Origin of the sequence: Bradyrhizobium sp. AZCC 1578 (assembly GCF_036924675.1) — a bacterium.
Taxonomy (GTDB): domain Bacteria; phylum Pseudomonadota; class Alphaproteobacteria; order Rhizobiales; family Xanthobacteraceae; genus Bradyrhizobium.
Genome location: NZ_JAZHRZ010000001.1, coordinates 6,667,428 through 6,693,717 on the forward strand (window position 1 = coordinate 6,667,428; position 26,290 = coordinate 6,693,717).

The window sequence follows — 26,290 nt, forward strand, 5'->3', positions numbered from 1 at the left end:
CGGCTCACGATCCAAGCGGATCGTCCTTCTTCACTTCGCGCGCGCGCAGATAATCTTCCGTCGACATGACCGGCGGGCGTTGCGGCACCGCATGCGGGTCGAAACTCTCGTTCACCACCGCTTCGACGCGGCAATCCGCGCACATCTTGATAACGTCAAGGCGCTTCGCGTTGGCGCCCTGGAACATCCAGTGCCTCTCGCCGCCGAGCTTGGCCAGCACGCGATCGATCGAGCTCTTGGTGCCGAATGGTTTGCCGCAGGCGATGCAGTTGAACGGCTCTTCCTCTTTCAGCACGCGCTGCGGCGTGTTCCAGGCCCGGAAGTCGAGACGCGGTTCGATGCTGATGACCTTTTCCGGGCAGGTGGATTGGCAGAGCCCGCACTGCACGCAGAGGCTTTCGGTAAAGCGCAGCATCGCGCGATCAGGGTTATCTGATAGCGCGCCAGTCGGGCAGGCGGTGACGCAGGCATGGCAGAGCGTGCAGCCGTCGACATTCAGGTTCACGGTGCCGAAGGGAGCGCCCGGCGCCAGCGGCACGACCTCGACGGGCGTGGGCGCGGCCAGGTGCAGCTCGCGAAATGTCGTTTCGAGCACGCCGCGTTTCGCCCCGCGCGGCACAAAGCCGGCCGGCTTTTGCGTTGCTATCCCGCGGGGGGCAGCATCCAGCATGGCGCGCAGTTGATCCGGATCGTCCGTCTCGATGATCTGGATGATGCCGGCGCCGAAGCCGAGTGCGCTAACGATTCGATCCGACGTCTCGACCGCGCGGCGAAGTGCCGTGATATCGTGGCGAGGTTTTGCGCGCGTCAGCAGCGCGACGCCGCTACCGCCATAGGCGAAGACGGACGCGATGATCTCCGGTCCGACCTGCGTTACTTCGTTGACGCGCAGCGGCAGTACGTCGGCCGGCAAGCCATCGCCGAACCGCGCCAGGGCATCGATGATGTCCTCGCCATGCTCGCCGTCATGAAACAAGACCACGGCATCGCTGCCGCCGGCCTTGCGGTAAGTCTGCAGCAGCGTGCGCAGCCGCCGCATCAGCGCGTCCGCGCTCGGCAATGCATAAGACGCCGCGCCGGTCGGACATACGGAAGCGCAGGAGCCGCAGCCGGCGCAGACATTGGCGTCGATTGCGACGGCGTTCCCGTTCGGCGTGATCGCACCGGTCGGACAGAGGTCAAGACAGCGCGTGCATCCGGTAATGGACGAGCGCGAATGCGCGCAGAGCGACGGCTCGAAATTGACAAAGCGCGGCTTGTCGAAGGTGCCGACCAGGCCGCCGGCATCTGCGATCGCGCGCTCGACGGCGGCCTTGTCGCGCGGGTCGGCGCGCAGATAGCCGGGACGCAGTTCATGCGCGGGGAACAGCGGTGCGCCACCGGAGAGATCGAGGATCAGATCGCAGGTCGAGGTCGCGCCATTGCGCGACGGCCCGAACACGAGCTTGGCTCGCGAAGAGGGGGATGGCAGTGCGTAGTCGTCGATCGAAAGCTCGAACTGGCCGAGATGGCCGCGGGCGTTGCGGATCGTGCCTTTGAGCACGGGAAATTCGTTGGTGCGGCGTGGGATCACATCGCTAGGCTTGGTTAGAAGCACCGTAATGTCCAAACGATCGGCGAGACGCTGCGCCGCCTCGATGGCGATTTCGTCGCGGCCGTAGATCAGTGCAACGCCGCTACTCTCGAGCGTCACCAGCGAGAGCGGGGGCATTTCTTCGCCCGCCGCAGCAATCAGCGCGGCTGCTTTCGGACCGGCTGCCGCGGCGTCCTTCGACCAGCCGCCGGTCTCGCGGATGTTGACGAAGTTGAGCTGGGCTTGCGGGGTGTTCTCCGCCACTTCCCGAAACAGCGGCGCTTCCTGGGTGCAGGCAACCGTAATCGGCGCGCCCTCGGCGAGCGCCTCCTTGAAGCGGTCGAGTTCGAGCCCGCAGAGCTGATTTGCCTGCGTGATCTTGCTCGCGCAGCCACGGCCGATCGCATCCGCATCGAGCGGCATGGTCTTCTCGCAACTGCAAATCAGGAGGCGCGACGTCGCCGCACTCATTTTGAAATACCTTGAACCCGGAGCATCAAGCGGGTTGTTGCTTCATCCTACGGTTCTGCGGTAACCGCTCGGACGGATATCTGCAAGATATAGATATCGAGATAGATATCGAGGCCGCTCACGTGGCCAACTTGCACGGAATAGCATACACAGGCGGCTCGTGGAGCAATTAGGGATTAGCCGCTCGTGATCGTTCGTCCAAGAGATATGGAACAGACGCTCGATTTGCCACCCGGTTATACTTTGGTCGCGTTGCGCGAGCTCGGCGACGCCTTTGCCCATGCTCGCGAGGTCGCGGCGGAGGCGGGGGCCGGAACGCTGGTATGGGTGCGCCGCTACGATCTGGTCGAGTTCGCGGTGGTGCTTGAACCCGACGAGCCGCTCAGGTCGGCGCGGCGGGCGTTCTATGCCGGCATGAATGCGCTGGCGGATGCGATTGCGGCTCATTGTCCGCCGGAGCGAGAGGTCAGTTTCGACTGGCCCGACGCGATCCGGTTTGACGCGGGATTGCTTGGCGGCGGGCGGCTCGGCTGGCCCGCTGAATGCACCGAAGACGACATACCGTCTTGGCTCGTTTTCGGCGTGATTCTGCGCGCGGCCGCCATGGCGCATGTTCCGGAGGTGCAGGCGGCCTCGGGCGTGTCGCTACTGAGCGAAGGTTTCGAGATGGTCGATACCGATGCGATCATCGAAAGCTTCACCAGGCACCTGATGACCGCGTTCGATCGCTGGAAAGAGCGCGGCTTCGAGGCGATCGCGCGGGACTATCTGGAGCGGCTTCCCAAGGGCAAGGCCGGCGAGCGCAGGGGCATCGACGTCAACGGCGATCTTCTGGTCGGCATGCCGGCCGGCGGCGGAGCGCCGGAGCGGAACAGCCTTGTGGATGCGCTGGCAAGAGCCAATTGGTATGATCCGCAGGCGCGCGGTCCGAAATTCGGATGAGCCGGACATGCTGAAATTTCCGCGAACCATCAGGCTGGACCCGTCAGATACCTTCGTCTTCGAGCGGGCGGCGGAACCCGGCGAATGGGCGGTTTCCGGCGCGTTCGTTTTTTGGAACCGGGATCCGGCGACGCTCGGCCAGAAGCAGCGCGTGGCGCTGCGTTCCGGCTTTCTTGGGATCGACAGTCTCGGATGGTCGACGCTTGCCGTCGTCACCGAAGCGAGCGAAGCGGAACGGGAGGCGATGATCGAGCGGCTTGCAAGCCAGTTGCTGAAGAAATTCGGGGCGCCCGATGCGGATGCCGCGCGTCTTGCCGCCGAGGAAGAGATCGCGTTCGCAGCTTCCTTGTGCGAACACCCGCCGCAGACGTTGCTTGCCGTTCAGCGCAGCGTCGAAAACGGCGAGATCCGCGAACGCTTTCGTACCCTTAAAGCCCGCCCGGCTGCTGCGGATGCCGACCGGTTGCACGCGCATGCCAGCGCCTTTACCTTCCATGAAGTCGAGGGCGATGTTGAACCTGCCGAAGAGGTCGATCTTCTCGGGCTGATCAGGACCGACGCCAGGACGACGGATCGTACATGAGAGAATTCTGGGTCGCATCGGGCCATCACCTCACGCGCCGCGCCGATCACGGCGGGCTGGTCGCGACGCCTGAACTCATCATGGCCTATCTGGCGCGGCCCGAATTGATGCCGCCGGCCGACGCCTGCGACGCCGAGCGCCATCTTCATGCGAGCCTGATGGGCGATCCGCTGCGCCCGGTCTCGGATGCTGATATCGCCGCGCTGGCCGATGCCGATGCGCGCGAAAACTGGTCCTTCATGGTGAATTTCCGCGATCGGCTGATGGCGGCGCCGTCGCTGGAGGCGGTCTATGTCGCGCTCGCCCGCAAGGGGGCCGGCGATCTGCCGCCGATCTTTCTGTCGCAATTGTGCCACCTGATCCTGCGCAACGCGCTCGAAGGCTGCGACGACCCTTATGTGTTGCGTGCTGCGGAGCTGTTCTATCGCAGCCAACTGGCCGCCGTTCACGAAGGCACGTTGCTGCTGGCCGATGCGGAAGTCATCGAGGCGGAGCAGCATGCCCAGCACGACCTGCATTCATCGCCGCTCACGGCCATGCTGCAGCAGCCGAAGTCGTTCGGCGAGATGGACGTCATGGACGACGAAAACGCCTGGACCTACTGGTCGCGGTCGGATGCGCATGCGATGGTGATGAACATCGGCGGCAACAAGAAAGCGCGGGCCGCGCTCTGCCGTGTCATCGAGCGCTGGATTGCTCATCTGCTCGGCATCACCGTCGGCGTCGAAACCATCGCCGCGATCGAGGATCGCGACTGGCGCTGGTTCATCGGCCTCGACAGCGAGGCGACGCGGATCGGCAACGCGCTGTGGCGTGGCGAGCAGCTGGAGGGCGGCATTGCCGAACGCATCGTGGCACTGATGCGCCTGACCTTCGAGGATACGCGGCTGGTGGACGAGCGGGTCGGCGACAAGCCGGTTTACCTCATCCTCGCCATGGGCGCGGACAAGGTGGTGAGACTAAAGCCGCAAAATCTGGTTGCGGGGTTGCCGCTGGCCGCGGCCGCGAATGCCACGTGATCCACTGAATGGAGGATGGGACATGGCGATGACGGAAGCATCCCGCGAGGTCGGCGTGGTGGTGCGGCGCCGTTCGATCGACAATCCCTGGATCGACCAGTTGTGGTCGCCGGCAATGATCCTGGATGAGGTGCCGGCGACCGCACCCTGGACTGCGCTGTCCACCGAAGCCGACGCGACGATCTATTACGCTGGATCGGCCAGCATCGACCTGTTCAGCTCGGAAACGGCGAACTACCGCGACAACCTTGCCGATGGGGAGCCGCGGATCTGGGTCGCGTTGCGGCGCCAGGATGGTGGTCCTGAGCTTGAGCTGACGAAAGTGACCGCCGATCCGACCGAAGGGGAGGCGATGTTCGAAAGCGGCTGCGACGTGATCGGTACCGTGCCGATGCCGCCCGAAATCGCGTCATGGATTGCCGCCTTCGTCGATCGATTCCATGTCGAGCGTGTGTTTCACAAACGCAAGCGGGATCGCGCCAGCGGCGATCGGCCGCGCGTGCCGGGCGGCGGGCCGGACGAGAAGATGGGTCGCAAATGAGTGGTCCGGACGAAGCCGATCGGGACAAGGGCTTTCTGGCGCGATGGTCGCAGCGCAAGCAGGAAGCCAAGCAGACCGAGCCGAAGCGGGATACGCCGGCTGCCGAAAGTGGCGATTCGTCAGCTCCACCTTCAGCGCAGCCCGAAGAGGTCGTGCCGGAGTTCGATCTGTCGACGCTGCCAAACCTCGAGGAGCTGACGGAGACCAGCGATATCACTGCCTTCCTTCGCAAAGGCGTTCCCGAACATTTGCGGAATGCGGCTTTGCGAAAATCCTGGGCGCTGGATCCCGCGATTCGCAACTACGTCAGTCCAGCACTTGAATATGCCTACGACTGGAACGCGCCGGGCGGAGTGCCCGGCGGTGGCGAGCTCGGCGCAGGCGTCGACGTGGCACGGCTGGTCGCGCAAATCATGGGCGAACCCAGGGCGGAAACAACGAATTCCGACGCAAATTCCGGAACTGAAGTGGCAAGCCCTTCGCCACAGCCCGCTGAACGTGAACTCTCGGCAAAATCGCAGGAAGACCTTCCTGAGGAGTCTTTGCGACAGTCTGATGAACCCTCGACAGAAACGGAACTCGTTTCAGAAGCGAAACGGGGTACAGGGGAATCCGCGCCGGTGGGCGAATCCGAGGCAGCAAAATCTGTTGCATCGCAGCAACGAGTGCGACGCCATGGCACCGCAAAACCAATTGTTTAGACAAAAGTATTTGCGGACATAGGCCTCGCCTATGCTACAAATTCTCCCTGGAATAATTCCAGTTCTAAAGTGTGTGCCTGAATAAGAGGCACGCGGGCGCGGGCGGGGAGAATTCGGTAGCACCATGCGTGATGCCGGGCTGGAACTAGCAATCAAGGCAGCAGGTGGCGTCGGATCGCTGGCGCGGGGGCTCGGCATTGCGCAGCCGTCCGTTTCCGCATGGTCGCGTATTCCCGCCGAGCGGGTTCTCGCGGTCGAGGCGCTGACGCAGGTGGACCGTCTCGCGCTGCGTCCCGATCTCTACGGATCGTCCAAGGATCAGGTGACATCGAAATCCGAAATCGACGAGATCGATCAACTGCGTGCCGCGGAATACGGCCTGTTATCGTTGCTGCTTGGCAAGGCGCCCGATGCGGAAACGCTGCAACGGGTTGCAACGCTGAAGGGCGACGGATCCGATCTCGGCATGGCGCATGTCGAACTCGCGTCCGCCGCTGCGGCGACGGATGATCGCGCCGTCAGCAAGGAGTTCTTCGATCTCTTCATCGGGCTCGGCCGCGGCGAACTGTTGCCCTATGCATCCTACTATCTGACCGGCTTTCTTCACGAGCGCCCGCTGGCGCGGGTGCGCGAGGATCTGCGTGCGCTCGGAATCGAGCGCGCAGGTACCTCGCGGGAGCCGGAAGACCATATCGCTATCCTGCTCGAGGTCATGGCGGGCCTCGCACGCGGCGACTTCGAAGCCGAATTCGCCGAGCAGGCGCGCTTTTTCGAGCGTCATCTCAAGCCGTGGGCGGCGCGGATGTTCGCCGATCTGGAAATGTCGCAATCGGCGCGCTTCTACCGCGCCGTCGGCCGCACCGGCCGTGTCTTCATGGAATTGGAATCTGAGGCCTTCACGCTGTCCGAGTGACGGTGAAAGGCGACGAGAATAGGAGAGATCGCAATGAGCAAGCCATCTGAGAGTAAGGGAAAGTCACAGGCCGCGGGGGTGGATCGGCGCAGCCTGTTTCTGATGGGCGGTTCGGCGGTCGCTGCAGCAGCCGTTGTGCCGCTTGCGGGCACGGAGGCGGCTGCGGACGAGTCGCAGGCTGAGCGCGTCAAGGCGCGCTACAAGGAAAGCGATCACGTCAAGAATTTCTATCGCGTCAACCGCTACTGATGGGACCACGCACATGTTGATGAAGCGAAGAGACGGATCCGCGGGCAGGGCGCGTTTGCAGGGTATCGCCGCCGGCCTCGCGTCAGGAGTTCTCGACCGCCGTACGTTTCTGCAGCGGTCCGGTCTGGCGGCCGGCGCGGGCGCCGCGATCGGCCTGATGCCGCTCGGCTCGGTGCGCAAGGCGCAGGCAGGGCCCGAGAAGGTCGGTGCGCCCACTGAAATCAGAAAGAATATCTGCACGCATTGTTCGGTCGGTTGCACCGTGATCGCCGAAGTGCAGAACGGCGTCTGGGTCGGCCAGGAGCCGGCGTGGGACAGCCCGATCAACCGCGGCTCGCATTGCGCCAAGGGCGCAGCCGTGCGCGAACTCGTCCATGGCGACCGCCGGCTGAAATATCCGATGAAGCTGGTCAACGGCGAGTGGCAGAAGATCTCGTGGGATCAGGCCATCAACGAGATCGGCGACAAGATGCTGGAGATCCGCGCCAAGTCCGGCGCCGATTCCGTCTATCTGCTCGGCTCCGCGAAGTTCTCCAACGAGGGCGGCTATCTGTTCCGCAAGTTCGCGGCGTTCTGGGGCACCAACTCGATCGATCACCAAGCCCGCATCTGTCATTCGACCACCGTCGCCGGCGTCGCCAATACCTGGGGCTACGGCGCGATGACGAATTCCTACAACGACATGCGCAACTCGAAGACGATCATCTTCATGGGATCGAACGCCGCCGAAGCGCATCCAGTGTCGTTGCAGCACATCCTCTCCGGCAAGGAGCTCAATCGCGCCAACGTATTCGTGCTCGATCCGCGCTTCACCCGCACCGCGGCGCATGCCACCGAATATGTGAGATTCCGCGGCGGCACCGATATTGCCGTGATCTGGGGCATGTTGCACCACATCTTTAACAATGGCTGGGAAGACAAGGAATTCATCAAGCAACGCGTCTACGGCATGGACCAGATCCGCGCCGAAGTTGCGAAGTGGACGCCAGAAGAGGTCGAGCGCGTCACCGGCATTCCCGGCGAGCAACTGAAGAAAGTTGCCGAGACCTTTGCCAAGCAGAAGCCATCGACCATTGTCTGGTGCATGGGCGGCACCCAGCATACGGTCGGCACGGCCAACGTCCGCGCTTACTGCAACCTGCTGCTGGCGACCGGCAATGTCGGCTCCTTCGGCTCGGGCGCCAACATCTTCCGCGGCCACTGCAACGTGCAGGGCGCGACCGATATCGGGCTCGATATCGTGACGCTGCCGCTCTACTACGGCCTCGTCGAAGGCGCCTGGAAGCATTGGGCGCGCGTCTGGGAAGTTGAGTACGACTACCTGCAGTCGCGCTTCGACGAAGTGCCAGCGAAGGCGGGCCGTCCGGCACGCACCCGCAAGCAGAACATGGAACTGCCGGGCATTCCGTGGACCCGCTGGTTCGATGCGACGCTGTCCAACCCCGACGACGTCGATCAACGCGACGCCGTGAAGGGCGTGGTCATCATGGGCCACGGTGGCAATACCGTGCCGCGCATGACGGAGATGGTGAAGGGCCTCGAAAAACTCGAACTGCTCGTGGTCGCCGATCCGCATCCGACGACCTTCGCTGCGATCTCGGAGCGCAAGAACGGCACCTATCTGCTGCCGGCCTGCACCCAGTTCGAGACCTCGGGCTCGCGTACGGCCTCCAACCGCTCGCTGCAGTGGGGCGAGCAGATCGTCAAGCCGATCTTCGAATCGAAGGACGACTACGAGATCATCTATCGGCTGTCGGAAAAGCTCGGCTTCGCCGACAAGATGTTCAAGAACATCAAGGTCGAGAACAAGCATCCGTCGGCCGAGGACCTCTTGCGGGAAATCAACCGCGGCGGCTTCTCGACCGGCTATTCCGGCCAGTCGCCGGAGCGGTTGAAGGCGCACATGAAGAACCAGGGCAAGTTCGACCTGGTGACCCTGCGCGCCAAGGCGGATGAGCCGGAGATCGGCGGCGACTATTACGGCCTGCCGTGGCCGTGCTGGGGCACGCCGCAGATCCGACATCCGGGCACGCACACGCTCTACAACACCAACCTGCACGCCAAGGATGGCGGCGGCACGTTCCGCGCGCGCTTCGGCGTGGTCTACGAGGAGAAGCAGCCGGACGGCTCGGTCAAGAATGTCAACATGCTGTCCGAAGGATCCTACAGCAAGGGGTCGGAGCTCACCGACGGCTATCCCGAGTTCACCTATGGCGTGCTCAAGAAGCTCGGCTGGGACAAGGATCTGACCGCGGACGAGCTTGCGACCATCAACAAGATCGGCGGCAACAACCCTGATGGCGTCGGCTGGGCGGTCGATCTGTCGGGCGGTATCATCCGCGTCACGCTGGAGCACGGTGTGATGGCGTATGGCAACGGCAAGGCCCGCGCGGTGGCGTGGAATCTGCCGGATCCCGTGCCGGTGCATCGCGAGCCGATCTACACCGCGCGGCCCGATCTGGTCGCGAAGTACCCGACGCGTCCGGACGGGCGTCAGTTCCGCATGGCCAATCTCGGCTTCTCGATTCAGAAGGCGGCGGTCGAGAAGGGACTCGCCAAGCAATTCCCGATCATCCTGACTTCGGGACGCCTCGTCGAATATGAAGGCGGCGGCGAAGAGACCCGATCCAACAAATGGCTCGCGGAATTGCAGCAGGACATGTTTGTCGAGGTCAACACCTCGGATGCCGCCGAGCGCGGCATCAAGGATGGCGGCTGGGTTTGGGTTTACGGTCCGGAAAACAGCTCGAAGGCCCGCGTCAAGGCGCTGGTCACCGACCGCGTCGGCAAGGGGGTGGCGTTCATGCCATTCCACTTCTCCGGATGGTTCCAGGGCGTCGACCAACGCAGCAAATATCCGAAGGGCTCAGACCCGATCGTGCTGGGCGAAAGCGTCAACACGATCACGTCCTACGGCTACGACCCGGTCACCGGCATGCACGAGGGCAAGGTGACCCTGTGCCAGATCCAAGCGGCGTGAGAGGAGAATAGATCATGGCTCGCGTCAAATTTCTTTGTGATGCCGACCGTTGCATCGAGTGCAATGCGTGCGTGACCGCCTGCAAGAACGAACATGAAGTGCCGTGGGGCATCAATCGCCGCCGCGTCGTCACCATCAATGACGGCAAGCCCGGCGAACGCTCGGTCTCAATGGCCTGCATGCATTGCACGGATGCGCCGTGCGCCGCGGTTTGCCCGGTGTCGTGCTTCTACACCACCGCCGACGGCGTCGTGCTGCACTCCAAGGATCTGTGCATCGGCTGCGGCTACTGCTTCTACGCCTGTCCGTTCGGCGCGCCGCAATATCCGAAGGTCGGCAACTTCGGATCGCGCGGCAAGATGGACAAGTGCACCTACTGTGCGGGCGGACCGGAAGCCGACTCCACCCCGGCCGAATACGCCAAATACGGCGCCAACCGTCTGGCCGAGGGCAAGCTGCCGATTTGCGCCGAGATGTGCTCGACCAAATCACTGCTCGCCGGCGACGGCGCGATCATCGCCGAGATCTACAAGGAGCGGGTGATGAAGCGCGGCTATGGCTCGGGCATGTGGGGCTGGAAGACGGCCTACAGCGATTCACCGACCGGCTGATGCAACGGCCGCCGCGCTTCGGCGCGGCGGCATCAGGGTAATTCCGATAACCGAAAGGCGTTGTGCAAATGCCAGGCTCATCTTCAATTCTCAGGTTCGCAAATCTCAAATTCGCGGTTTTCAAGCCGCTGCTTGCCGCGCTCGCGCTGTTGTTCGTTTTCGCACAGCCCGCGGCAGCGCAGATTTCCTTCAAGCCGACCGCCGAGGCCGTTCAGGAAGACAAGCTTCTGAACGCGCTGAAGGAGGGCGACAAGATCACCGGGCGCGTAACTATCCCCGACCGGAATGCGGCCAATCTGATCCAGCCCGCAGGGCGCGACTGGCGCGACTTCCAGCGCAGCAAGCTGCCCTGGATCGGCGGCATTGCCATTCTTGGAACGCTGGCTGTGCTCGCGATCTTCCTGATGGTGCGTGGACGAATTCGCGTGCACGGGGGATTTTCGGGCAAGACGATGCTGCGCTTCGCGAGCTTCGAGCGGTTCACGCACTGGCTCACCGCAAGCTGCTTCATCATCCTGGCGCTCTCGGGCCTGAACGTCAGCTTCGGACGCACCCTGATCCTGCCGCTGTTCGGCCCCGATGCTTTTGCGACCATGTCGGCCTGGGCCAAGCTTGCGCACAACTACCTGGCATTCCCTTTCATGCTGGGGCTTGCGATCATGTTCCTGATCTGGATCAAGGACAACATTCCGGGCAAGCTCGATTGGGAGTGGCTCAAGCAGGGCGGGGGCCTTCTGTCTGACGACAAGCATCCGCCGGCCAAGCGTTTCAACGCGGGCCAGAAGGGGATTTTCTGGATCGTGATCATCGGCGGCGTGCTGATGTCGGTGTCGGGCTGGTTCCTGCTATTCCCGTATCTTCCGGGCAACGTCACGGCGCTCCAGTTCTGGACCGTGATCCACGCCGTGATCGCGATGCTCTTCATCGCCGCCATGCTGGCGCACATCTATATCGGCTCGATCGGCATGGAGGGGGCGTTTGATGCAATGGGAACCGGTGAGGTCGATCTCAACTGGGCCAAGGAGCATCACGCGATCTGGGTCAAGGAACAGCAGGCAAAGGGCGAAGCTCCATCTGATGGCACGGCCCGCGCAGTACCGGCCGAATAGTCCGGTCTGGCGCAAGCAAAACGTGAGGAAGTGACATGAAATCCTTTATTGCGGCTCTGGCGTTTGCCATCGTCGCTGCCGTCGGCGTTGCGATGGTGCTCAACAACATTCAGCAGTCGAGCTCCGTCGCCTATACGACCACGGGCGCCAGGGTCAGCGATCCTGGCCATAATCTGATCGGCCCGGGCTGACGCCGGCGGTGGGCGTGCCTGACGTCACGCTGGCGTGGCCGGTCGAAATTCGCCTGCCGAAGGATCGCCGCACGTTGCGCGTTGCCTTTGACGATGGGCGCACATTCGATCTCTCCGCCGAATTGCTTCGGGTGACCAGCCCGTCGGCCGAAGTGCGGGGGCATTCCGAGGCCGAGCGCAAGACCGTCGGCGGCAAACGCAATGTCACCATTCTTTCGGTCGATCCTGTCGGCAATTATGCCGTCAGAATAGGGTTCGACGACATGCACGCGACCGGCATCTACTCCTGGGCGTTTTTGCGCGATCTCGGTGAGAATGCCGAGCGGCGCTTTCAGGACTACCTCGACGACCTGCAGGCCAAGGGGCTCGACCGCGACCGGCCGGGCGTACGCTGAGGGCCAGCGGGAATGGCATCCAGCGATTCGGCGAAAGCTTCGCGTCGCAAGGCAGGCCGGTCAGCGCTTCTGGCGCTTGCGGCCGTGCTGATCGCGCTGCCGATCGGCGCAACGGCCGCCGTCGCGCAACTGCGCGGGCATGGTGGGCCGGTTCGGGCGCTGGCGATCTCGGCCGATGGCCAAAGCGCGATCTCCGGCAGTTTCGATTCAACCGCGATCCGCTGGTCGATGACGCGCAATGCGGCCGAGCAGGTGCTTCGTTTCCATTCCGACGCGATCAACGCGGTCGCGCTGCTCAGTGAGGGACGCGCGGCGACCGCCGGCGCCGATGGTCGCATCGCCATCTGGACCTTTGGCAAGGCAGAGCCCGACGCGGTGCTCGAAGGCCACACGGCGCCGATCGTGGCGCTGGCCGTATCGCCTGATGGCGCGACGCTCGGGTCGGCGTCGTGGGATCACACGGTGCGGCTCTGGCCGCTCGCAGGCGGCGCGCCGCGCGTGCTCGATGAGCATACGCAGAACGTCAACGGCGTGGCGTTTACGGCCGATGGCCGCACGCTGGTCAGCGTCAGCTACGACCTCAGCGTTCGCATCTGGCCGCTGTCGGGCGCGCAGCCGCCGACGGTCGTTCCGATGCCGACACCGCTCAACGCCGTGGCCACGGGCCGTGACGGTGAAATCGCGGTCGGCGGTGCCGATGGCAAGGTCTACTTCCTGACCGCCGGCGGCGCGCGAGCCGGTGACGTTGTGGCAGGGCCACGGCCGGTGATCTCGATTGCGATTTCGCCTGATGGCGCGCATGTGGCCGCCGCGGGCATCGGCGGCACGGTCGCGGTGATCGACCGCAAGGCGCGTACGCTCGCGCGCACGCTGGTCGGCCCGGGCCTTCCGGTCTGGTCGGTCGTATTCGCACCCGACAGCCGCACGCTGCTCACGGGCGGCGCTGACAACATCATCCGGCGCTGGAACGCCGCGACGGGCGAGCCGGTCGATCCGCTCCTCGTGGAAACGGCAGGAGATCCGCTCGCCGCCTATGCTGGCGATCGCGGCGCGGAGGTCTTTCGCGCCTGTGTGGCCTGCCATACGCTTGGTGCCGATCAGGTCAACCGCGCAGGCCCCACGCTCGCCGGCATCTTCGGCCGACGAATTGCAACCGCGCCCGGATATAATTTTTCCGAAGCGCTCAAGCGCCTCGATATCGTCTGGACGCCGGAGACGGTTTCCAAATTGTTCGAAGTCGGGCCGCAGGCCTACACGCCCGGCACCAAGATGCCGGAGCAGCGCATAGGCTCGGAGCGGGACCGCGCCGCGCTGGTGCAATTCCTCGAGCGGGCGACAAAGCGATAGAGCGCTCGGCGCGGCGACTACGCCGATTGCGTCAATGCTTCGCGGGTGGTGTCGAGAAGACCAGCGACATATCCTCGTATTCCTCGATCGGAAGCCTGGTGACGCCCGCGGAGGCCGGAGATTTCTTCGACAACGCCACGCCGGTGGTTACGGTAGAACGTTCATCGGAAATTGAGTACGAGCGCATCGTGGTTGCGACCGCGAGCAGGGCGACTGCCACGAATCCGGAAATCAACAGACGGTTCATGAAATGCTCCGTTGGTTCGAAATACAGTGTGGCTTGCACCACTGCATTACGGCCAACGGTCACGCGCGAATGTGGCCTGCGTCACCTATCACGATCTTGTTTTTTGACGATCGGGCCGGTTCCCTTGCGCGCAACGAAAACGCGCGTCCGCATTTGCCGAACGTTTCCAGCGGCGAACTACGCACATGGACCGGAAGCTGCTTACGGAGCAGGACGACGGCCGGTCCGCGGGTTGAGCGGACCCGTTGGCCGGCGCCTCAAGGCTTCCGGCAAGAACTTTTCACCCGGAGCGGCAACGGCGATAGAGCGAACGTCCGCCGCGCATTGGGCGCGTTCGTGCTCAGTCTGATTGTCCTTGAACCTTCGCTTGACGTCGAGGCCACCAACGGGATCGTTGACGCCGTGTTGAATGTCCCTGAAGTCGTCCACAAGATCCTCCCCGACTTCCATCGGCCCGCTCGTTCGGGAAACGCGGACCGGAGATTCAGGTTCCTCCTGCATCCGTCGGGAGGCGGCGTTAAATTGAAGCATTAAATGGAACCGGCAGTGCCCAAGCCCAATTGACTCCAGTGAAGCGAGATGGAGCGGCAGATGAGCGACAGCACCGTCAAGAAGGTATCCAGCAAAACGGCACCCAAGGGAACGATGGGTCAAACCTATCTCGTTTCCGGCAAACGCCTCTCGATGCGCTTATGGGAAAACGAACAGCCGCAAAGCGACGTATCCCGGCCGAGAGATTACGAAACGGTGGGCTATGTCGTGAATGGACGTGCTGAACTTGTTATCGAGGGCCAGACGATAAGGCTGGAGCCAGGCGACTCCTGGCTGGTGCCTGCGCATGCCGAACACAGCTATCGCATTCTCGAACCATTTACGGCCGTGGAGGCGACCGCACCGCCCGCGCAAATGCATGGCCGCGACGAAGTAAAAGCGTAGCCGGCACACAACAAGATTTTGGGAGAACGTAATGGGACTCGAAGCAGTCTATTTCATCGGAGCGTTCGTGCTTCTTACCGGGCTGATCTATGGGACGCTGAGCTATCGTTATCGCAACAGGGCCGCGACGCAGGCCGGCGATGAAATCGTGAAGCAGCGGTATCGGGAGAACCAGGGCTGAGGCCGGGAAAATTCGATTTTCTAACAGGAGTATCTTCAACAGGAGCATCTTGGCCCGGATCAGCCAACGGATCGCGCGAAAGCGCGCCCCGCGACGAGCGCAATAGCGCGTAGTGATGACAGGCTCGGTGACGTCCGCGTTGTCTCGGGCACGTGTCTACGACGATCTATATCCGACTTCGCTGGACTGCGGGCATCACAGCACGCCTTGCGCGTCCTCGGCGCCGAGTGGGGTCTTGTAACCGCCGTCGCGACCGGGGACGCCGATATGAATCTCGTGCCCTTGACGCATCGCCAGCGACGCGGCAGCGACGGCCGCCTCGAAGGCCGCTTCCTTCGTGTCATATCTATTCTGCGCATTCCCGTCATGGAGGATCGTCCAGCCGTCCGGCTCGGAGACGATCATGTATTCGGCCAATCCCATCGGAGCCTCCCTGCTGTTCGCAAGGCCAACGTCGAGACCGTTGCCGGGTTCCGATCGCGTGACCGCTTGGCAGGGCGTTACGCGCGCTGTGCCGGGCTCCGGGGGTATCCCTGCAGCGGACGGTCAGGTTTTCGGGGGACGTCCACGCTTGGCAAATGTCAGTCCCTGCATGTCGGCCGCGTTCTGTAGAAGACCTGCGCGCTTCAAAGCTTCGCTTCGTGCAGGACCATGAGGCATGGCCCGCGCCTTCTCCAGCGCCGCCAGCGCTTCGGAATGCAGGTCCCGCTGGGGCCGATCTTCGACCTTTTTCTTGTCCATTTAGAAAGATTAGGAGGCGGGAATATCGCCTGTCTGTACGATTCTAGACGTTGGAACCCTGATCCACCGATTTATCGGAACTAAATCCCGTGCATTCCGCTTCCAATTCTGGAGGTGTCCCAATGAGCAAGGAAAAGCCCACCGATGATCCGCGCCAGCAGACCGACTGGGGATCACACAAGCAGACTGACAAGCCGTGGAAAGAGAAGCCGGAGAAGGAGCAGCGGTCGTCGTCGAAAGTAGACTTGGAAAAGTGGCATGAGACCAACACCCATTAGTCTACTGCGTCTATGACGCAGTAGACTTAGCTCGGCACCGTGGGATGGATGGAGACGCTGCAGAGAAATTGAAGGAAGCAATCGTTGCTGAACTGAAACGGCAGGCAGCGAATGATCCGCGGGCGCTCAGCATCGATGACTCCGAAGGCCTCGTCGTCAAGGGCAGGATCGATCTGGACGATCTGACGATGGTGATTGCGGGAGCTGCTGCCGGAGGACCGTGAGCGTTTCCGCAAAGGCTGCCATCTGCTACTGCAGGAACGGAGATTGCCGCCGGGCGTTCTTTCAAAAATGGTCGGACGCGAAGATGACGGAACCGCTGCCCCTGTTGATAGAGAGTTCAATTGAAATCGCCTGGGACTATCTCGAACGTACGGGAGAACTGGGCGATGCAATGGTGGCCGGCCGCTTTCTCAGCGACACGATAGAACTGATGGTGCGGCGTGGCGAGCGGCGGCGGTTGATGCTGGCCAACAAGGCAATCGCGGCCTATCAGCAATTCAGGCGGCAGCAGTCCGAACATCCGGTGCTCGCCTCGGCCTGATGATCCCGTTTGCGCGAGCGCAAGTTGAAGAGTCGCTTCTGTTTTGACGCGTTTTCTTGACGTGAACCGGTGTCCACCTCGGATCAAGTCCGGGGGAGGCTTTCGTTGGAAAACGCTTCGCTGGTGTTCGTTTTCCCGAAGGGATCGAAGCCTGATCACCGGCGTTTAGAGCCCATGAAAATGGACGGCGAGACCGTATGGACGGCGAGACCGTGCGCATATGCAAGGTCGAGACCATTGCTCAGGGCAAGGGAAAGCTGATCCGCGTGAGCTACGAACAGCGCAGGCGCGACGGCGAACGCCAACGGCGCCAGCGCGAGATCTACGACAACGGCAATTCGGCCGTCATTCTTCCCTATGATGAGGATCGCAAGACCGTGCTGCTCACCCGGCAATTGCGGCTGCCAGTATTCCTGCAGGACGGCATGGAGCGAACCGTAGAGGCGTGCGCCGGCAAGCTCGATGGCGAGGAGGCCGAACGGCGCATTGTGAAAGAGATGCAGGAAGAGCTCGGTTACAAGATCTCGAAACTGGAGCGGTTGTTCGAGCTCTATGTGAGCACAGCCGCGATCATGGAAAAGGTCGCTTTCTTCACCTGTATTTATTCGCCGGCGAACAAAGTGTCCGACGGCGGCGGGCTCAAGGAAGAGGGAGAAGATATCGAGGTAGTCGAGACCACGTTGGAAGCGGCTGCTGCGATGATCGCGACCGGCGAAATCGTCGACGCAAAAAGACGGTCGTTCTCATCCAGTATTTGAGCAACCGCATGCAGGCGACGCCTCGCGGCTAAGCCGCGGCGGCGAGCACCGGCTGTGCGAGCATTCGCTCATTGTAGGAAGTTTCGCCGTGGTCTGGCAGCGGATTCATCGCCGTGCGCGGCATCGGCTGATGCTGGCTGGGAAAGGTGGCCGCGGATAGTGCAGCATTGTATCTCTCTCCCAAAAGCGGCGGCTCCGCAGCCCCTTGGTGGTGCGGTTAGGTGAGGCGGTGGAGGTTTCCCAACGGATTGAGCTCGCTGGGATCCTTATCCTCATCCTCGATCTTGCGCTGTTCCGCCTTGGCTTCCTCTTGCAACTTTCCGTCGCCGACGACTTCGGCGATGACTTCCTTGGTCTTCCCCGCAACTCGGCGGGTCGTCCGTTTAATGGTACCCATAATCGTGACCTGCGCTGTGGTGGGGTTCTGGTCCAGGTCAATGTCCGACCGCCGCCTTCGTTCCTGTGCGCACGGGAGTGCGGTCGCGCTCCGTAATGCAACACGTGTTGTTGCTCGCAGAGAAGGGGACGCCGACTAGCCGATGGACGGCCGCGCCGCGATCAGGCGTGTCACATTAGCTCGATCAGGCGTCGGGCATCGGCCGGCGCGGCGCTCTTCTGGTCATTGTCGAAATAGACGAACACGTCGCAGCCCTGCCTTTTCCAGGACCTGATGTGACGGGCCCAACCGGCAAGGGCGGCCTCGCCATAGTGATCTCGATAGCGGCCTCCGGGCCCATGCCCGCGGACGTATACGAAATCGGCGGTGCGTTTCCACGGCGCCGGTGCGTCATGATGATCGGAAATGCAAAGCGAGACGTTTTGCTCGCGCAGCAGCCGGAGGATCCTGGGCTCGTACCAGCTCGGATGCCTGAATTCGAAGCTGTACCGGCGCTTCTTCGAGAGCAGCTTGAAGAACGAGGCAAGCCGGTCGGCGTTGGCCTGGAAATTCGGTGGTAGCTGAAACAGCACCGGTCCCGCCTTCCTGCCGAGCAGGGAGAGGCGGCTTTCGAGCAGTTCGAGGCTGTTGACCGAATTCTCGGAGAGCCTCTTCCAATGCGTGATGAATTTGGATGCCTTCCAGGCGAATACGAAATTGCTTCCCGTCTGCGCCCGCCAGCCCTTTACCGCTTCCGGGGTCGGCGTCCGGTAAAACACCCCGTTCAGTTCGGTGGTGGGGAATTGACCGGCGTAAAATTGTAATTGCTCCTTGAGCGGCAGTCCCTTTGGAAAGAACGGCCCGCGCCAGGAATCGTATTGCCAACCCGACGTGCCGATCAGGACCCGCGGCATGGCATCACGGCTTCACGACGACCTTGATGAAGCCGTCCTTCTCGTGCTCGCAGCAAGCATCGCCATTGCTATGCCACGCCGGCGCTTTCATTCCAAAGCTCTCCGTATCAGTTGATGATGAGAATGATCGGCGATGCCGAGTTGTTCCGGCATCGGCTCAGGGTGAGGAATGGGACATGCGACAACGCGACCTGAGTGAGCATCAGGCGTGGTCCGGAGCCTCTTCGAGGTCGTCCAGTTCCACGAGAAAGGCCAGCAGCAGGTCTTCCTGCGGCTGCGCGGCATCCCGTGCGGCTTCCCGATACAGGGCAATTTCGTTCTCGGTCGAGCGTCGGGCCCGGAGCCGCGCCTTGCCATCCCAGAGAGGTGCACCGTTCGAGGTCAAGCCGGCGATATCCTGACGCAGCCAATGCTCGTGACAAAGCTGCTGAGATTCCCGCAAGTTCTTGGCTTCGAAAGCGAGGGTGGGTCTTCCGCCAATGTCCAGGGTAAAAATCGCGGGCAGCAACGTCATCCAAGCCAAGCCATATGTCTGATGAAGGGGCCGCCGAAGGCGACAAGTGCGCCGGACATTCCGATCCGCATCGCAATTCGCGTCAGGTTCATGCCGGCGGCCTGATGTTGTCTGTCAGGCGGTTCAGTTCTTCTGAATCGAGCGGATCTGCAACGAACCTGATTTCGGTCGCGTTACATTTTGCGCATTCGAAGGTTCGCTTTTCGGAACGGTCGGCACCCATGACAACGTTGGCCAGTTGCATTCGAGTCAGGCATCTGACGCAATGCGGACATTCGATGGGTAAGAGGGCGGCGAACATCTGGCTAACCTCGGTGCAAGATTAACCCGCCGAGGAACTGTCGTCTGTCGGATCCCTGACATATGCCTTTGCGGCAATGCCGAGCAAAACGCAGGAAAATTTCCTGCAGTGCGAAAACGCGGCCGAACCCGCCGCCGGGATGGAAGCGAGGTGCAAAGGAACCATAGGGAGTATCGCTGATTGATACGGAGCTGTTGCGGGACCTAGCAAGAGATGGCGAAGAAAGCGAAGAAGCGCAAATATTCAAAGGGCGCGGCAAAGAAGGTAGGCCGCGCCATGAAGAAGCGCAAAGCCGGCACGCTGAAGAGCGGCCGCTCCGGCAAGAAGGTAAAGAGCAGGAAACAGGCGATCGCAATCGGCCTGTCCGAAGCCCGAAAAAGGGGCGCCAAGGTGCCAAAGAAGCGTTCGAAGAAGAAGTCCTAGTCCGATCGGGCCAGATCGGTGGCCGGATACGCTACCATCCAATCGTCAAGCAGTTCATCCCCGGAATCGTCGAGCGCACGAGGCCGACAGCGCTCGGGATTTCGGGACGGCGAGATTTTTCGGCTTCGGGGGAACGTTGGCTTTCGTGTCATCGGTCTACGCCGCTCCGTCGGCGTCCCCCCGTCCGCGGGACGACGATTAGAACGGCGAGGGGTTGACCGGGGTTCCTGTCACCCGCGCAAAATCGACGGGGGACGTCTCTACCGGCTTTTCCGCAGATCAAACCTGCGCATGCTGCCCGCCGGGACGTGAAATTCGGCTCAACGCCGCACCCGTCCCGTTGCCGCTTTGCACCAGCGCGATGTCGCCCAGCGCAATGATGCCGACGAGCCGCTTGTCGCGATTGAGCACGGGCAGGCGGCGGACCTGGATGTCACCCATGTTGGCGCACACCTCGTCGAGATCCTGGTCTTCGTAGCAGTACTTGACGTCGGCCGTCATCACGTCGCCGACCCGCGCCTCCGGGCCTCGGCCCATGCCGATCCCGCGGATCGCGATATCGCGGTCGGAAATCATGCCGACCAGGCGTTCATTGTCCGTTACCGGGAGCAACCCGACACCGAGCGCCGCCATGGCCTGCGAGGCGTCTCTTAACGTGTCATCGGGAGTGCAGAGTTGAACCTCGGGTGTCATCGCATCGGAAACTTTCATGTGAGTCCCTCCGCTTGCCGGTTCTTCACCCGCTAACAGGCACGTCGGATCGCCGTTCCAGTAGGGCAAATGCAATATTCCGACACTGGTGGAGAGACCTCAGACAAGCCCGAAGTCTCTCCTCGATTGTCCTACCAGCGGTTGCTGTCCACGCCGACGCCCACGCTTACGCCAGGTGCCCGGAAACCAACGCCGGCTCGCGGCCCGTCGTCCCAATCGCGATCGCGATAATATCGACGCTCGATATATCTTTCGCGCGGTGCATAGGCGTATGAATCGCGGACGATGACGCGGCTGCCGCCGCGGGTGCGATAACAGCGCCCGTCTTCGTCACAGACCATGCGGACCTGTTGTATCAGGTCGGAGTTTTTGTATTCGCTGTCGATGTAGATGTCGGAGGCATTTGCGCTGCCTGTCAGGAGCAGACCCGTGCCGGCCAGCAGGCCGATTGCGATTTTCCTCATTAAAGTTCCTCTCGTTCGAATGCTGCCCGCGGGCACAAAGCCTCGTAACCGCTTTGGTTCCGGGACTAAGTCGATGGAGGAGAAAGTTCCTGCAGAGGCAACCAGCCAGAAATTCATGCGTTGGGCCACATGGAGCACCGAATATGACCTCTGAATCGAAACCCCGCATTTCTCACAACGCACTTGTTCTCATCGGCGATGGCCAAAAGGCCCTCTTTCTCCGCAACAAAGGCACCCCGCAGCAACTCAATTTGGAGGTCGAGCACGTGCTTGAGCAGGAAAATCCGGCGACGCGCGAACAGGGAACCGATCGCCCCGGGCGGTCAGTCCAGAGCGTCGGCGCGGCCCGAAGCGCAATGGAGCAAGCCGACTGGCATTATATCGCCGAAGAGCGGTTCGCTGGCACCATTGCCGACGCGCTCTATCGGCTTGCCCACGGCAATCATTTCGAAAAATTGGTTGTGGTCGCACCGGCGAAAGTTCTGGGCAACCTTCGACAGGCCTTTCATGCCGAAGTGGCAGAGCGGATCGTAGGCGAGATTCCGAAGCAATTAACTTCCCATCCGATACCCGATATCGAAAGGCTGATGGCGGCTTAGCTCTCGCATGTCCCGGACGCGGCGCAGCGCTTAGCGCTGCACCGCAGAGCCGGGACCCACCGCCGCAGCGTGTGGACCCCGGATCAGCAGCGCACCACGCCGCTACCGCGGCGCGCTGCGCAGCATCCGGGGAACGCTGGCCACCGACGGTTCAGTTTTGACTCAGGTCACCGGACCGGGATTGAACAGCGCGAGCGCGTTGGTCAGCTTCCAGTGCTCGGCCCAGGTCTCGCGGCCGCTCGCCACGTCGAGGATCAGGCGGAATATCTCCCAGCCGACGTCCTCGATCGTCGCATCGCCGGTTGCAATGCTGCCGGCATCGACGTCGATCAAGTCGTGCCAGCGTTGCTTCAACTCGCTGCGGGTCGAGATCTTGATGACCGGCACGGCGGCAAGTCCATAGGGCGTGCCGCGGCCGGTGGTGAAGACATGCAGCGTCATGCCGGAGGCCAATTGCAACGTACCGCAGACAAAATCGCTTGCCGGAGTCGCGGCAAAAATCAGCCCCTTTTGGCTAACACGCTCGCCCGGCGCCAGCACGCCCGCGATCGGGCCGGTGCCGGACTTGATCACCGAGCCCATCGCCTTCTCGACGATGTTGGAGAGGCCTCCCTTCTTGTTGCCCGGCGTTGTGTTGGCACTGCGGTCGGCTTCGCCGCCGGCGAGATAGCGGTCATACCAGGCCATCTCACGCACCAGTGCGTCGGCAACGTCCTGGGTCGCTGCGCGCGGCGTCAAGAGATGGATCGCGTCGCGCACCTCCGTCACTTCGGAGAACATCACGGTGGCGCCGGCGCGCACCAGCAGATCCGCAGCAAAACCCAGCGCAGGATTGGCAGTGACACCCGAGAACGCATCGCTGCCGCCGCATTGCATGCCGACAACCAGCGCCGAGGCCGGGCAGGTTTCACGGCGGCGCCGGTCCAAAATCTTGAGGCGCGCATCGGCCATCTGCACGATGTCCTCGACGATCTCGCCAAAGCCGGTGAGGCCTTCGTCCTGCATGCGCATGATTTCGTCATCGGCGCTCATGCCCTCGGGCAGCAGCAGTTCGGGCTGCAGCTTCTCGCAGCCGAGGCCAACGATCATCACCTCACCGCCGAAATTGGGATTGCGCGCCAGGTTCTGCAGCGTGCGGATCGGTACGGCGGCGCCCGGTGCGTTGATCGCAACGCCGCAGCCATAGGCATGCGTGACCGTAACGACGTCGTCGACGTTGGGATATTTCGGCAATAGCTCCTTGCGAATCCGCTCCAGTGCGAATTCGACCGTGCCGGCGACGCATTGCACGCTGGTCGAGATCGCGAGGATGTTGCGGGTGCCGACCGAACCGTCGGCATTGCGATAGCCTTCGAACGTGTAGCCTTCCAGCGGCGGCAGCCGGATCGCGCCGCCGTTCGGCCTTGGCAGATTATCGAACGAGGGCGCGTCGGGCATTTGCACCAGCGATTCCTTGACCCAGCTCCCCTTAGCGATCGGCGCTGCGGCATGACCGATGATCTCGCCGTAGCGGCGAATGGCTTCGCCGTCTCCGATATCGGCGAGGGCAACCTTGTGGCCTTGCGGGATCTGTTCGATCAGCCGCAAACCGCACGAGAACTCAGCGCCCGGATGCAGACCTCCGCGGTTCGCGACGATCGCGACGTTATCGTCCGCGTGCATGCGGATGTAGAGCGGTTTCGCGGTGACGGGCTGCATATCGAATCCTTGTTCGCGGGCGGTATCAGGCAACGCGTAGCTGCGCTGTGTTAGTGAGGCAATCAAGGTCAAACCGCGTGCATGATCAAGCAGCCCCGGGCAAGACGCCGGCCGGGTGAGGGCGCCTGCCCTCCTTTGGGGGAGCAAATGCTCGGCTGGGCATGGGCGTGGGTTTGGAACCAAATAGTCAAATAATATGACTAGTCAGGGCTAATCTTCCGTGAAATATTCCCCAGCGCTGCCGCCAATGGACAGCGCTAGAGGTGCTTTGATACCGATTTCGGTGATGCGAGGCACCCTGACAACATTTTTGGGAGACTGCGCCTCATGACCTCCAAAGCCCTCCTTGCGGCCACCGCCCTGGTCGCCATCACCTTCTCGCTCCCGGCTACCGCCGCTGAATTGACCGTCGGCTTCTCCCAGATCGGATCCGAATCGGGCTGGCGCGCGGCGGAAACCTCAGTCTCCAAGTCGGAGGCCGCCAAGCGCAAGGTCACGCTCAAGATCGCCGACGCCCAGCAGAAGCAGGAGAACCAGATCAAGGCGATCCGTTCCTTCATCGCCCAGGGCGTCGACGCGATCTTCCTCGCGCCGGTCGTGTCGAGTGGATGGGATGCGGTGTTAAAGGAGGCCAAGGAAGCCAAGATTCCGGTCGTGCTGCTCGACCGTGACATCGATCCGTCGGGCAAGGAGCTGTATCTCACCGCCGTCACCTCGGACAGCGTGCATGAAGGTGCGGTCGCCGGCGAATGGCTGGCGAAGACGGTAGCCGGAAAAGCATGCAACGTCGTCGAGCTGCAGGGCACGGTCGGCGCGAGCGTCGCGACCAACCGCAAGAAGGGTTTTGACAGCGTCGTCGCCAAGAACGCCAACCTCAAGGTGGTGCGCAGCCAGACCGGCGACTTCACCCGCGCCAAGGGCAAGGAGGTGATGGAAAGCTTCATCAAGGCCGAGGGCGGCGGCAAGAATATCTGCGCGGTCTATGCCCATAACGACGACATGATGGTCGGCGCGATCCAGGCGATGAAGGAAGCCGGCCTCAAGCCGGGTAAGGACATCCTGACGGTGTCGATCGATGCGGTGCCTGATATCTTCAAGGCCATCGCGGCCGGCGAGGCCAACGCCACCGTGGAGCTGACGCCAAACATGGCGGGGCCGGCACTGGACGCCATCATGGCCTACAAGGGGAAGGGAACGGTGCCGCCGAAGTGGATCCAGACGGAATCGAAGCTCTACACGGCGGCCGACGATCCACAGAAGATTTACGACAGCAAGAAAGGCCTCGGCTACTGATCGGCCGACGCTATGCCGCCGGGTCCCAAGCCAGCCCCGGTCCCGGCGGCAAAAGCCTTCTCGACGAACCCGCCTCATGAGGCGCACATGCCATGCGTTCGCGGTCGACGCGAACGTCGGTGGGAGTAATGCCGGCATGAATGCAGTTTCCGACCCGGGCCCGGCTCTGCTGGAAGTGCGGGGCCTGAGCAAGAGTTTTGGTACGCTGCGGGCTCTGCAGGAGGTGGATTTCACCTTGCAGGCCGGTGAAATCCACGCGCTGCTCGGCGAGAACGGCGCAGGCAAGTCGACGCTGATCAAGGCGGTGACCGGTGTCTTCCCGCGCGATGCCGGCATTGTCAGGCTCAGTGGCACCGAGGTTGCGCTGCGCTCGGCCAAGGCAGCGGTCGATGCGGGGATTGCGACCGTCTATCAGGAGGTCAATCTGCTCCTGAACCTGTCGGTGGCGCAAAATCTTTATCTCGGCAGGCAGCCGACGCGGTTCGGTTTGGTGCGCGAGGCCGAGATGCGCCGGAACGCCACCGCGCTGCTGGCCGAGTTCGATCTGCATATCGACGTCGCCGAGCCGCTCGGAACTTATTCGGTCGCGGTGCAGCACATCGCCGCGATCGCCCGCGCCGTCGACCAGTCGGCGCGCGTGCTGATCCTCGATGAGCCGACCGCGAGCCTCGATCGCCACGAAGTCGAGATCCTGTTCGCGGTGATGCGCAAGCTGGCCACGCGCGGGATCGGCGTCGTCTTCGTCACGCATTTTCTCGATCAGGTCTATGAGATCTGCGACCGCATCACGGTCCTGCGCAATGGCCGGCTGATCGGCGAGCGGAGGACTGCCGAACTGCCGCGGATCGAGTTGATCCGCATGATGCTCGGCCGCGAACTCGCCGAGACGACGAGTGAGCGCGCGGCAGCGCAGGTGCGGCAGGCGGGGGAGCTCTGCGCGCGCTTCGAGGATTACGGCAAGGCCGGCTATGTTGCGCCGTTCGATCTCGCGCTTCGCCGCGGCGAGGTGGTTGGCCTGGCCGGCCTGCTCGGATCGGGGCGCACCGAAACCGCGCGGCTGGTGTTTGGCGCCGAGCGCGCCGACAGCGGCAGCGCCACAGTCGACGGCAAGCCGGTCCGGCTGCAATCGCCGCGCGATGCCGTTGCCCATGGCTTCGGCTATTGCCCCGAAGAGCGCAAGACCGAGGGCATCATTGCTGACCTGACCGTGCGCGAAAACATCGTGCTGGCGCTGCAGGCCAAGCGCGGCCTCGCAAAACCGCTGTCTCGCTCCGAACAGGACGAGATCGCGATGCGGTTCATCCGCCTGCTCGACATTCGCCCGCCGGAGCCGGAGCGGCCGATCGGGCTGTTGTCGGGCGGCAACCAGCAGAAGGTGCTGCTCGCCCGCTGGCTCGCCACGGCGCCGCGCGTTCTGGTGCTGGACGAGCCGACCCGCGGCATCGATGTCGGTGCGCATGCCGAGATCATCCGCCTGATCCGCGAACTGTGTGACGACGGCCTGGCGCTCCTGGTGATTTCTTCCGAGCTCGACGAGATCGTGACCTATTCCGACCGGGTGATCGTGCTGCGCGATCGCAGCCACATCGACGAGCTGGAAGGGGAAGCCATCGACATCTCCAATATTCTAGCGGCGATTGCCGCTAGCAGCACCATTGGCGCGGAAGCCGGGCAAGCATGATGCCAA

At 62.6% G+C, this 26,290-nt stretch carries 32 protein-coding genes; 23 read left to right on the forward strand and 9 right to left on the reverse strand.

Going from position 1 to position 26,290, the window contains the following annotated elements; translation table 11 throughout:
• Nucleotides 1-4: 4 nt before the first annotated feature.
• Nucleotides 5-2,044 carry a 4Fe-4S binding protein gene (locus tag V1290_RS31715; RefSeq protein WP_334368002.1) on the reverse strand — a complete coding sequence of 680 codons (2,040 nt, stop codon included), beginning with the start codon at nucleotides 2,042-2,044 and terminating at the stop codon, nucleotides 5-7.
• Between the two features lie 207 nt (nucleotides 2,045-2,251).
• Here V1290_RS31715 and V1290_RS31720 point away from each other — a divergent pair, with 207 nt between their 5' ends.
• The 13 genes from V1290_RS31720 to V1290_RS31780 all read left to right on the forward strand — a co-directional run bounded on the left by V1290_RS31720 (nucleotide 2,252) and on the right by V1290_RS31780 (nucleotide 13,625).
• On the forward strand, nucleotides 2,252-2,986 hold the full coding sequence (locus tag V1290_RS31720) for a biotin/lipoate--protein ligase family protein (protein ID WP_334369235.1): 735 nt from the start codon (nucleotides 2,252-2,254) through the stop codon (nucleotides 2,984-2,986).
• 7 nt (nucleotides 2,987-2,993) lie between these two features.
• Nucleotides 2,994-3,569, forward strand: coding sequence for a DUF6505 family protein (locus tag V1290_RS31725; protein ID WP_334368003.1), 576 nt, complete (start codon nucleotides 2,994-2,996; stop codon nucleotides 3,567-3,569).
• Entirely contained in the window at nucleotides 3,566-4,588 is a 1,023-nt protein-coding gene (locus V1290_RS31730) for a DUF6352 family protein (RefSeq protein WP_334368004.1), read from the forward strand. Before V1290_RS31725 ends, V1290_RS31730 begins: the two co-directional genes overlap by 4 nt.
• A gap of 28 nt (nucleotides 4,589-4,616) precedes the next feature.
• Nucleotides 4,617-5,129 carry a DUF3305 domain-containing protein gene (locus V1290_RS31735; RefSeq protein ID WP_028348823.1) on the forward strand — a complete coding sequence of 171 codons (513 nt, stop codon included), beginning with the start codon at nucleotides 4,617-4,619 and terminating at the stop codon, nucleotides 5,127-5,129.
• Nucleotides 5,126-5,830 (forward strand): DUF3306 domain-containing protein, encoded by a 705-nt coding sequence (locus tag V1290_RS31740; RefSeq protein ID WP_334368005.1) that lies wholly within the window; start codon nucleotides 5,126-5,128, stop codon nucleotides 5,828-5,830. Before V1290_RS31735 ends, V1290_RS31740 begins: the two co-directional genes overlap by 4 nt.
• Before the next feature lie 124 nt (nucleotides 5,831-5,954).
• Nucleotides 5,955-6,743, forward strand: coding sequence for a molecular chaperone TorD family protein (locus V1290_RS31745; RefSeq protein WP_334368006.1), 789 nt, complete (start codon nucleotides 5,955-5,957; stop codon nucleotides 6,741-6,743).
• 33 nt (nucleotides 6,744-6,776) lie between these two features.
• Nucleotides 6,777-6,992 (forward strand): hypothetical protein, encoded by a 216-nt coding sequence (locus V1290_RS31750; RefSeq protein WP_051379522.1) that lies wholly within the window; start codon nucleotides 6,777-6,779, stop codon nucleotides 6,990-6,992.
• 13 nt (nucleotides 6,993-7,005) lie between these two features.
• Entirely contained in the window at nucleotides 7,006-9,972 is a 2,967-nt protein-coding gene (locus tag V1290_RS31755) for a formate dehydrogenase subunit alpha (RefSeq protein WP_334368007.1), read from the forward strand.
• Between the two features lie 14 nt (nucleotides 9,973-9,986).
• On the forward strand, nucleotides 9,987-10,583 hold the full coding sequence (gene fdh3B, locus V1290_RS31760; protein ID WP_028348819.1) for a formate dehydrogenase FDH3 subunit beta: 597 nt from the start codon (nucleotides 9,987-9,989) through the stop codon (nucleotides 10,581-10,583).
• A 68-nt stretch (nucleotides 10,584-10,651) separates the two neighbouring features.
• Nucleotides 10,652-11,692, forward strand: coding sequence for a formate dehydrogenase subunit gamma (locus V1290_RS31765; RefSeq protein WP_334368008.1), 1,041 nt, complete (start codon nucleotides 10,652-10,654; stop codon nucleotides 11,690-11,692).
• Between the two features lie 35 nt (nucleotides 11,693-11,727).
• Nucleotides 11,728-11,883: a hypothetical protein gene (locus tag V1290_RS31770; protein WP_334368009.1), complete on the forward strand. Its 156-nt coding sequence runs from the start codon at nucleotides 11,728-11,730 to the stop codon at nucleotides 11,881-11,883.
• A 14-nt stretch (nucleotides 11,884-11,897) separates the two neighbouring features.
• Nucleotides 11,898-12,278 carry a DUF971 domain-containing protein gene (locus V1290_RS31775; protein ID WP_334368010.1) on the forward strand — a complete coding sequence of 127 codons (381 nt, stop codon included), beginning with the start codon at nucleotides 11,898-11,900 and terminating at the stop codon, nucleotides 12,276-12,278.
• Nucleotides 12,279-12,290: 12 nt separating this feature from the next.
• Complete coding sequence (locus V1290_RS31780) at nucleotides 12,291-13,625, forward strand: c-type cytochrome (protein ID WP_334368011.1); 1,335 nt, start codon at nucleotides 12,291-12,293, stop codon at nucleotides 13,623-13,625.
• A 31-nt stretch (nucleotides 13,626-13,656) separates the two neighbouring features.
• On the opposite strand, the gene V1290_RS31785 is transcribed toward V1290_RS31780, so the two are convergent.
• A complete protein-coding gene (locus V1290_RS31785) occupies nucleotides 13,657-13,872 on the reverse strand; it encodes a hypothetical protein (RefSeq protein WP_334368012.1) in 216 nt (71 codons plus the stop codon).
• 591 nt (nucleotides 13,873-14,463) lie between these two features.
• Between V1290_RS31785 and V1290_RS31790 the strand changes: the two genes are divergently transcribed.
• The gene (locus tag V1290_RS31790) at nucleotides 14,464-14,808 is read left to right on the forward strand and encodes a cupin domain-containing protein (protein WP_334368013.1); all 345 of its coding nucleotides are present in this window, start codon (nucleotides 14,464-14,466) and stop codon (nucleotides 14,806-14,808) included.
• Between the two features lie 31 nt (nucleotides 14,809-14,839).
• Nucleotides 14,840-14,989 carry a hypothetical protein gene (locus V1290_RS31795; protein ID WP_334368014.1) on the forward strand — a complete coding sequence of 50 codons (150 nt, stop codon included), beginning with the start codon at nucleotides 14,840-14,842 and terminating at the stop codon, nucleotides 14,987-14,989.
• A gap of 195 nt (nucleotides 14,990-15,184) precedes the next feature.
• Here the strand turns inward: V1290_RS31795 and V1290_RS31800 are convergent, their stop codons facing one another.
• Complete coding sequence (locus tag V1290_RS31800; protein WP_334368015.1) at nucleotides 15,185-15,412, reverse strand: hypothetical protein; 228 nt, start codon at nucleotides 15,410-15,412, stop codon at nucleotides 15,185-15,187.
• 440 nt (nucleotides 15,413-15,852) lie between these two features.
• On the opposite strand from V1290_RS31800, the gene V1290_RS31805 reads away from it, so the two are divergent.
• The 4 genes from V1290_RS31805 (at nucleotide 15,853) to V1290_RS31820 (ending at nucleotide 17,310) form a co-directional block, all read left to right on the forward strand.
• On the forward strand, nucleotides 15,853-16,008 hold the full coding sequence (locus V1290_RS31805; RefSeq protein WP_176722019.1) for a hypothetical protein: 156 nt from the start codon (nucleotides 15,853-15,855) through the stop codon (nucleotides 16,006-16,008).
• A 68-nt stretch (nucleotides 16,009-16,076) separates the two neighbouring features.
• Entirely contained in the window at nucleotides 16,077-16,232 is a 156-nt protein-coding gene (locus V1290_RS31810) for a hypothetical protein (RefSeq protein WP_334368016.1), read from the forward strand.
• 83 nt (nucleotides 16,233-16,315) lie between these two features.
• Entirely contained in the window at nucleotides 16,316-16,552 is a 237-nt protein-coding gene (locus tag V1290_RS31815) for a hypothetical protein (RefSeq protein WP_057847844.1), read from the forward strand.
• A 197-nt stretch (nucleotides 16,553-16,749) separates the two neighbouring features.
• Entirely contained in the window at nucleotides 16,750-17,310 is a 561-nt protein-coding gene (locus V1290_RS31820) for an NUDIX domain-containing protein (protein ID WP_334368017.1), read from the forward strand.
• Between the two features lie 217 nt (nucleotides 17,311-17,527).
• Here V1290_RS31820 and V1290_RS31825 read toward each other — a convergent pair whose 3' ends face one another.
• The 3 genes from V1290_RS31825 to V1290_RS31835 all read right to left on the reverse strand — a co-directional run bounded on the left by V1290_RS31825 (nucleotide 17,528) and on the right by V1290_RS31835 (nucleotide 19,114).
• Nucleotides 17,528-17,707, reverse strand: a complete 180-nt coding sequence (locus tag V1290_RS31825; RefSeq protein ID WP_334368018.1) for a CsbD family protein — start codon at nucleotides 17,705-17,707, stop codon at nucleotides 17,528-17,530.
• A 170-nt stretch (nucleotides 17,708-17,877) separates the two neighbouring features.
• On the reverse strand, nucleotides 17,878-18,600 hold the full coding sequence (locus tag V1290_RS31830) for a DUF72 domain-containing protein (RefSeq protein WP_334368019.1): 723 nt from the start codon (nucleotides 18,598-18,600) through the stop codon (nucleotides 17,878-17,880).
• 202 nt (nucleotides 18,601-18,802) lie between these two features.
• Nucleotides 18,803-19,114, reverse strand: a complete 312-nt coding sequence (locus tag V1290_RS31835) for a hypothetical protein (protein WP_334368020.1) — start codon at nucleotides 19,112-19,114, stop codon at nucleotides 18,803-18,805.
• A 514-nt stretch (nucleotides 19,115-19,628) separates the two neighbouring features.
• On the opposite strand from V1290_RS31835, the gene V1290_RS31840 reads away from it, so the two are divergent.
• A complete protein-coding gene (locus tag V1290_RS31840) occupies nucleotides 19,629-19,838 on the forward strand; it encodes a DUF6496 domain-containing protein (RefSeq protein ID WP_057847722.1) in 210 nt (69 codons plus the stop codon).
• Nucleotides 19,839-20,117: 279 nt separating this feature from the next.
• On the opposite strand, the gene V1290_RS31845 is transcribed toward V1290_RS31840, so the two are convergent.
• Together V1290_RS31845 and V1290_RS31850 are read right to left on the reverse strand one after the other, a co-directional pair.
• Complete coding sequence (locus tag V1290_RS31845) at nucleotides 20,118-20,549, reverse strand: CBS domain-containing protein (protein WP_334368021.1); 432 nt, start codon at nucleotides 20,547-20,549, stop codon at nucleotides 20,118-20,120.
• Between the two features lie 131 nt (nucleotides 20,550-20,680).
• Nucleotides 20,681-21,013 carry a hypothetical protein gene (locus V1290_RS31850; RefSeq protein ID WP_334369237.1) on the reverse strand — a complete coding sequence of 111 codons (333 nt, stop codon included), beginning with the start codon at nucleotides 21,011-21,013 and terminating at the stop codon, nucleotides 20,681-20,683.
• Between the two features lie 143 nt (nucleotides 21,014-21,156).
• On the opposite strand from V1290_RS31850, the gene V1290_RS31855 reads away from it, so the two are divergent.
• A complete protein-coding gene (locus tag V1290_RS31855) occupies nucleotides 21,157-21,612 on the forward strand; it encodes a host attachment family protein (RefSeq protein ID WP_334368022.1) in 456 nt (151 codons plus the stop codon).
• A 162-nt stretch (nucleotides 21,613-21,774) separates the two neighbouring features.
• On the opposite strand, the gene garD is transcribed toward V1290_RS31855, so the two are convergent.
• A complete protein-coding gene (gene garD / locus V1290_RS31860; protein ID WP_334368023.1) occupies nucleotides 21,775-23,310 on the reverse strand; it encodes a galactarate dehydratase in 1,536 nt (511 codons plus the stop codon).
• A gap of 327 nt (nucleotides 23,311-23,637) precedes the next feature.
• Between garD and ytfQ the strand changes: the two genes are divergently transcribed.
• Both ytfQ and V1290_RS31870 read left to right on the forward strand, forming a co-directional pair.
• Nucleotides 23,638-24,603 carry a galactofuranose ABC transporter, galactofuranose-binding protein YtfQ gene (ytfQ, locus tag V1290_RS31865; protein WP_334368024.1) on the forward strand — a complete coding sequence of 322 codons (966 nt, stop codon included), beginning with the start codon at nucleotides 23,638-23,640 and terminating at the stop codon, nucleotides 24,601-24,603.
• Between the two features lie 136 nt (nucleotides 24,604-24,739).
• Nucleotides 24,740-26,284, forward strand: a complete 1,545-nt coding sequence (locus tag V1290_RS31870; protein ID WP_334368025.1) for a sugar ABC transporter ATP-binding protein — start codon at nucleotides 24,740-24,742, stop codon at nucleotides 26,282-26,284.
• The last annotated feature ends 6 nt before the right edge of the window (nucleotides 26,285-26,290 follow it).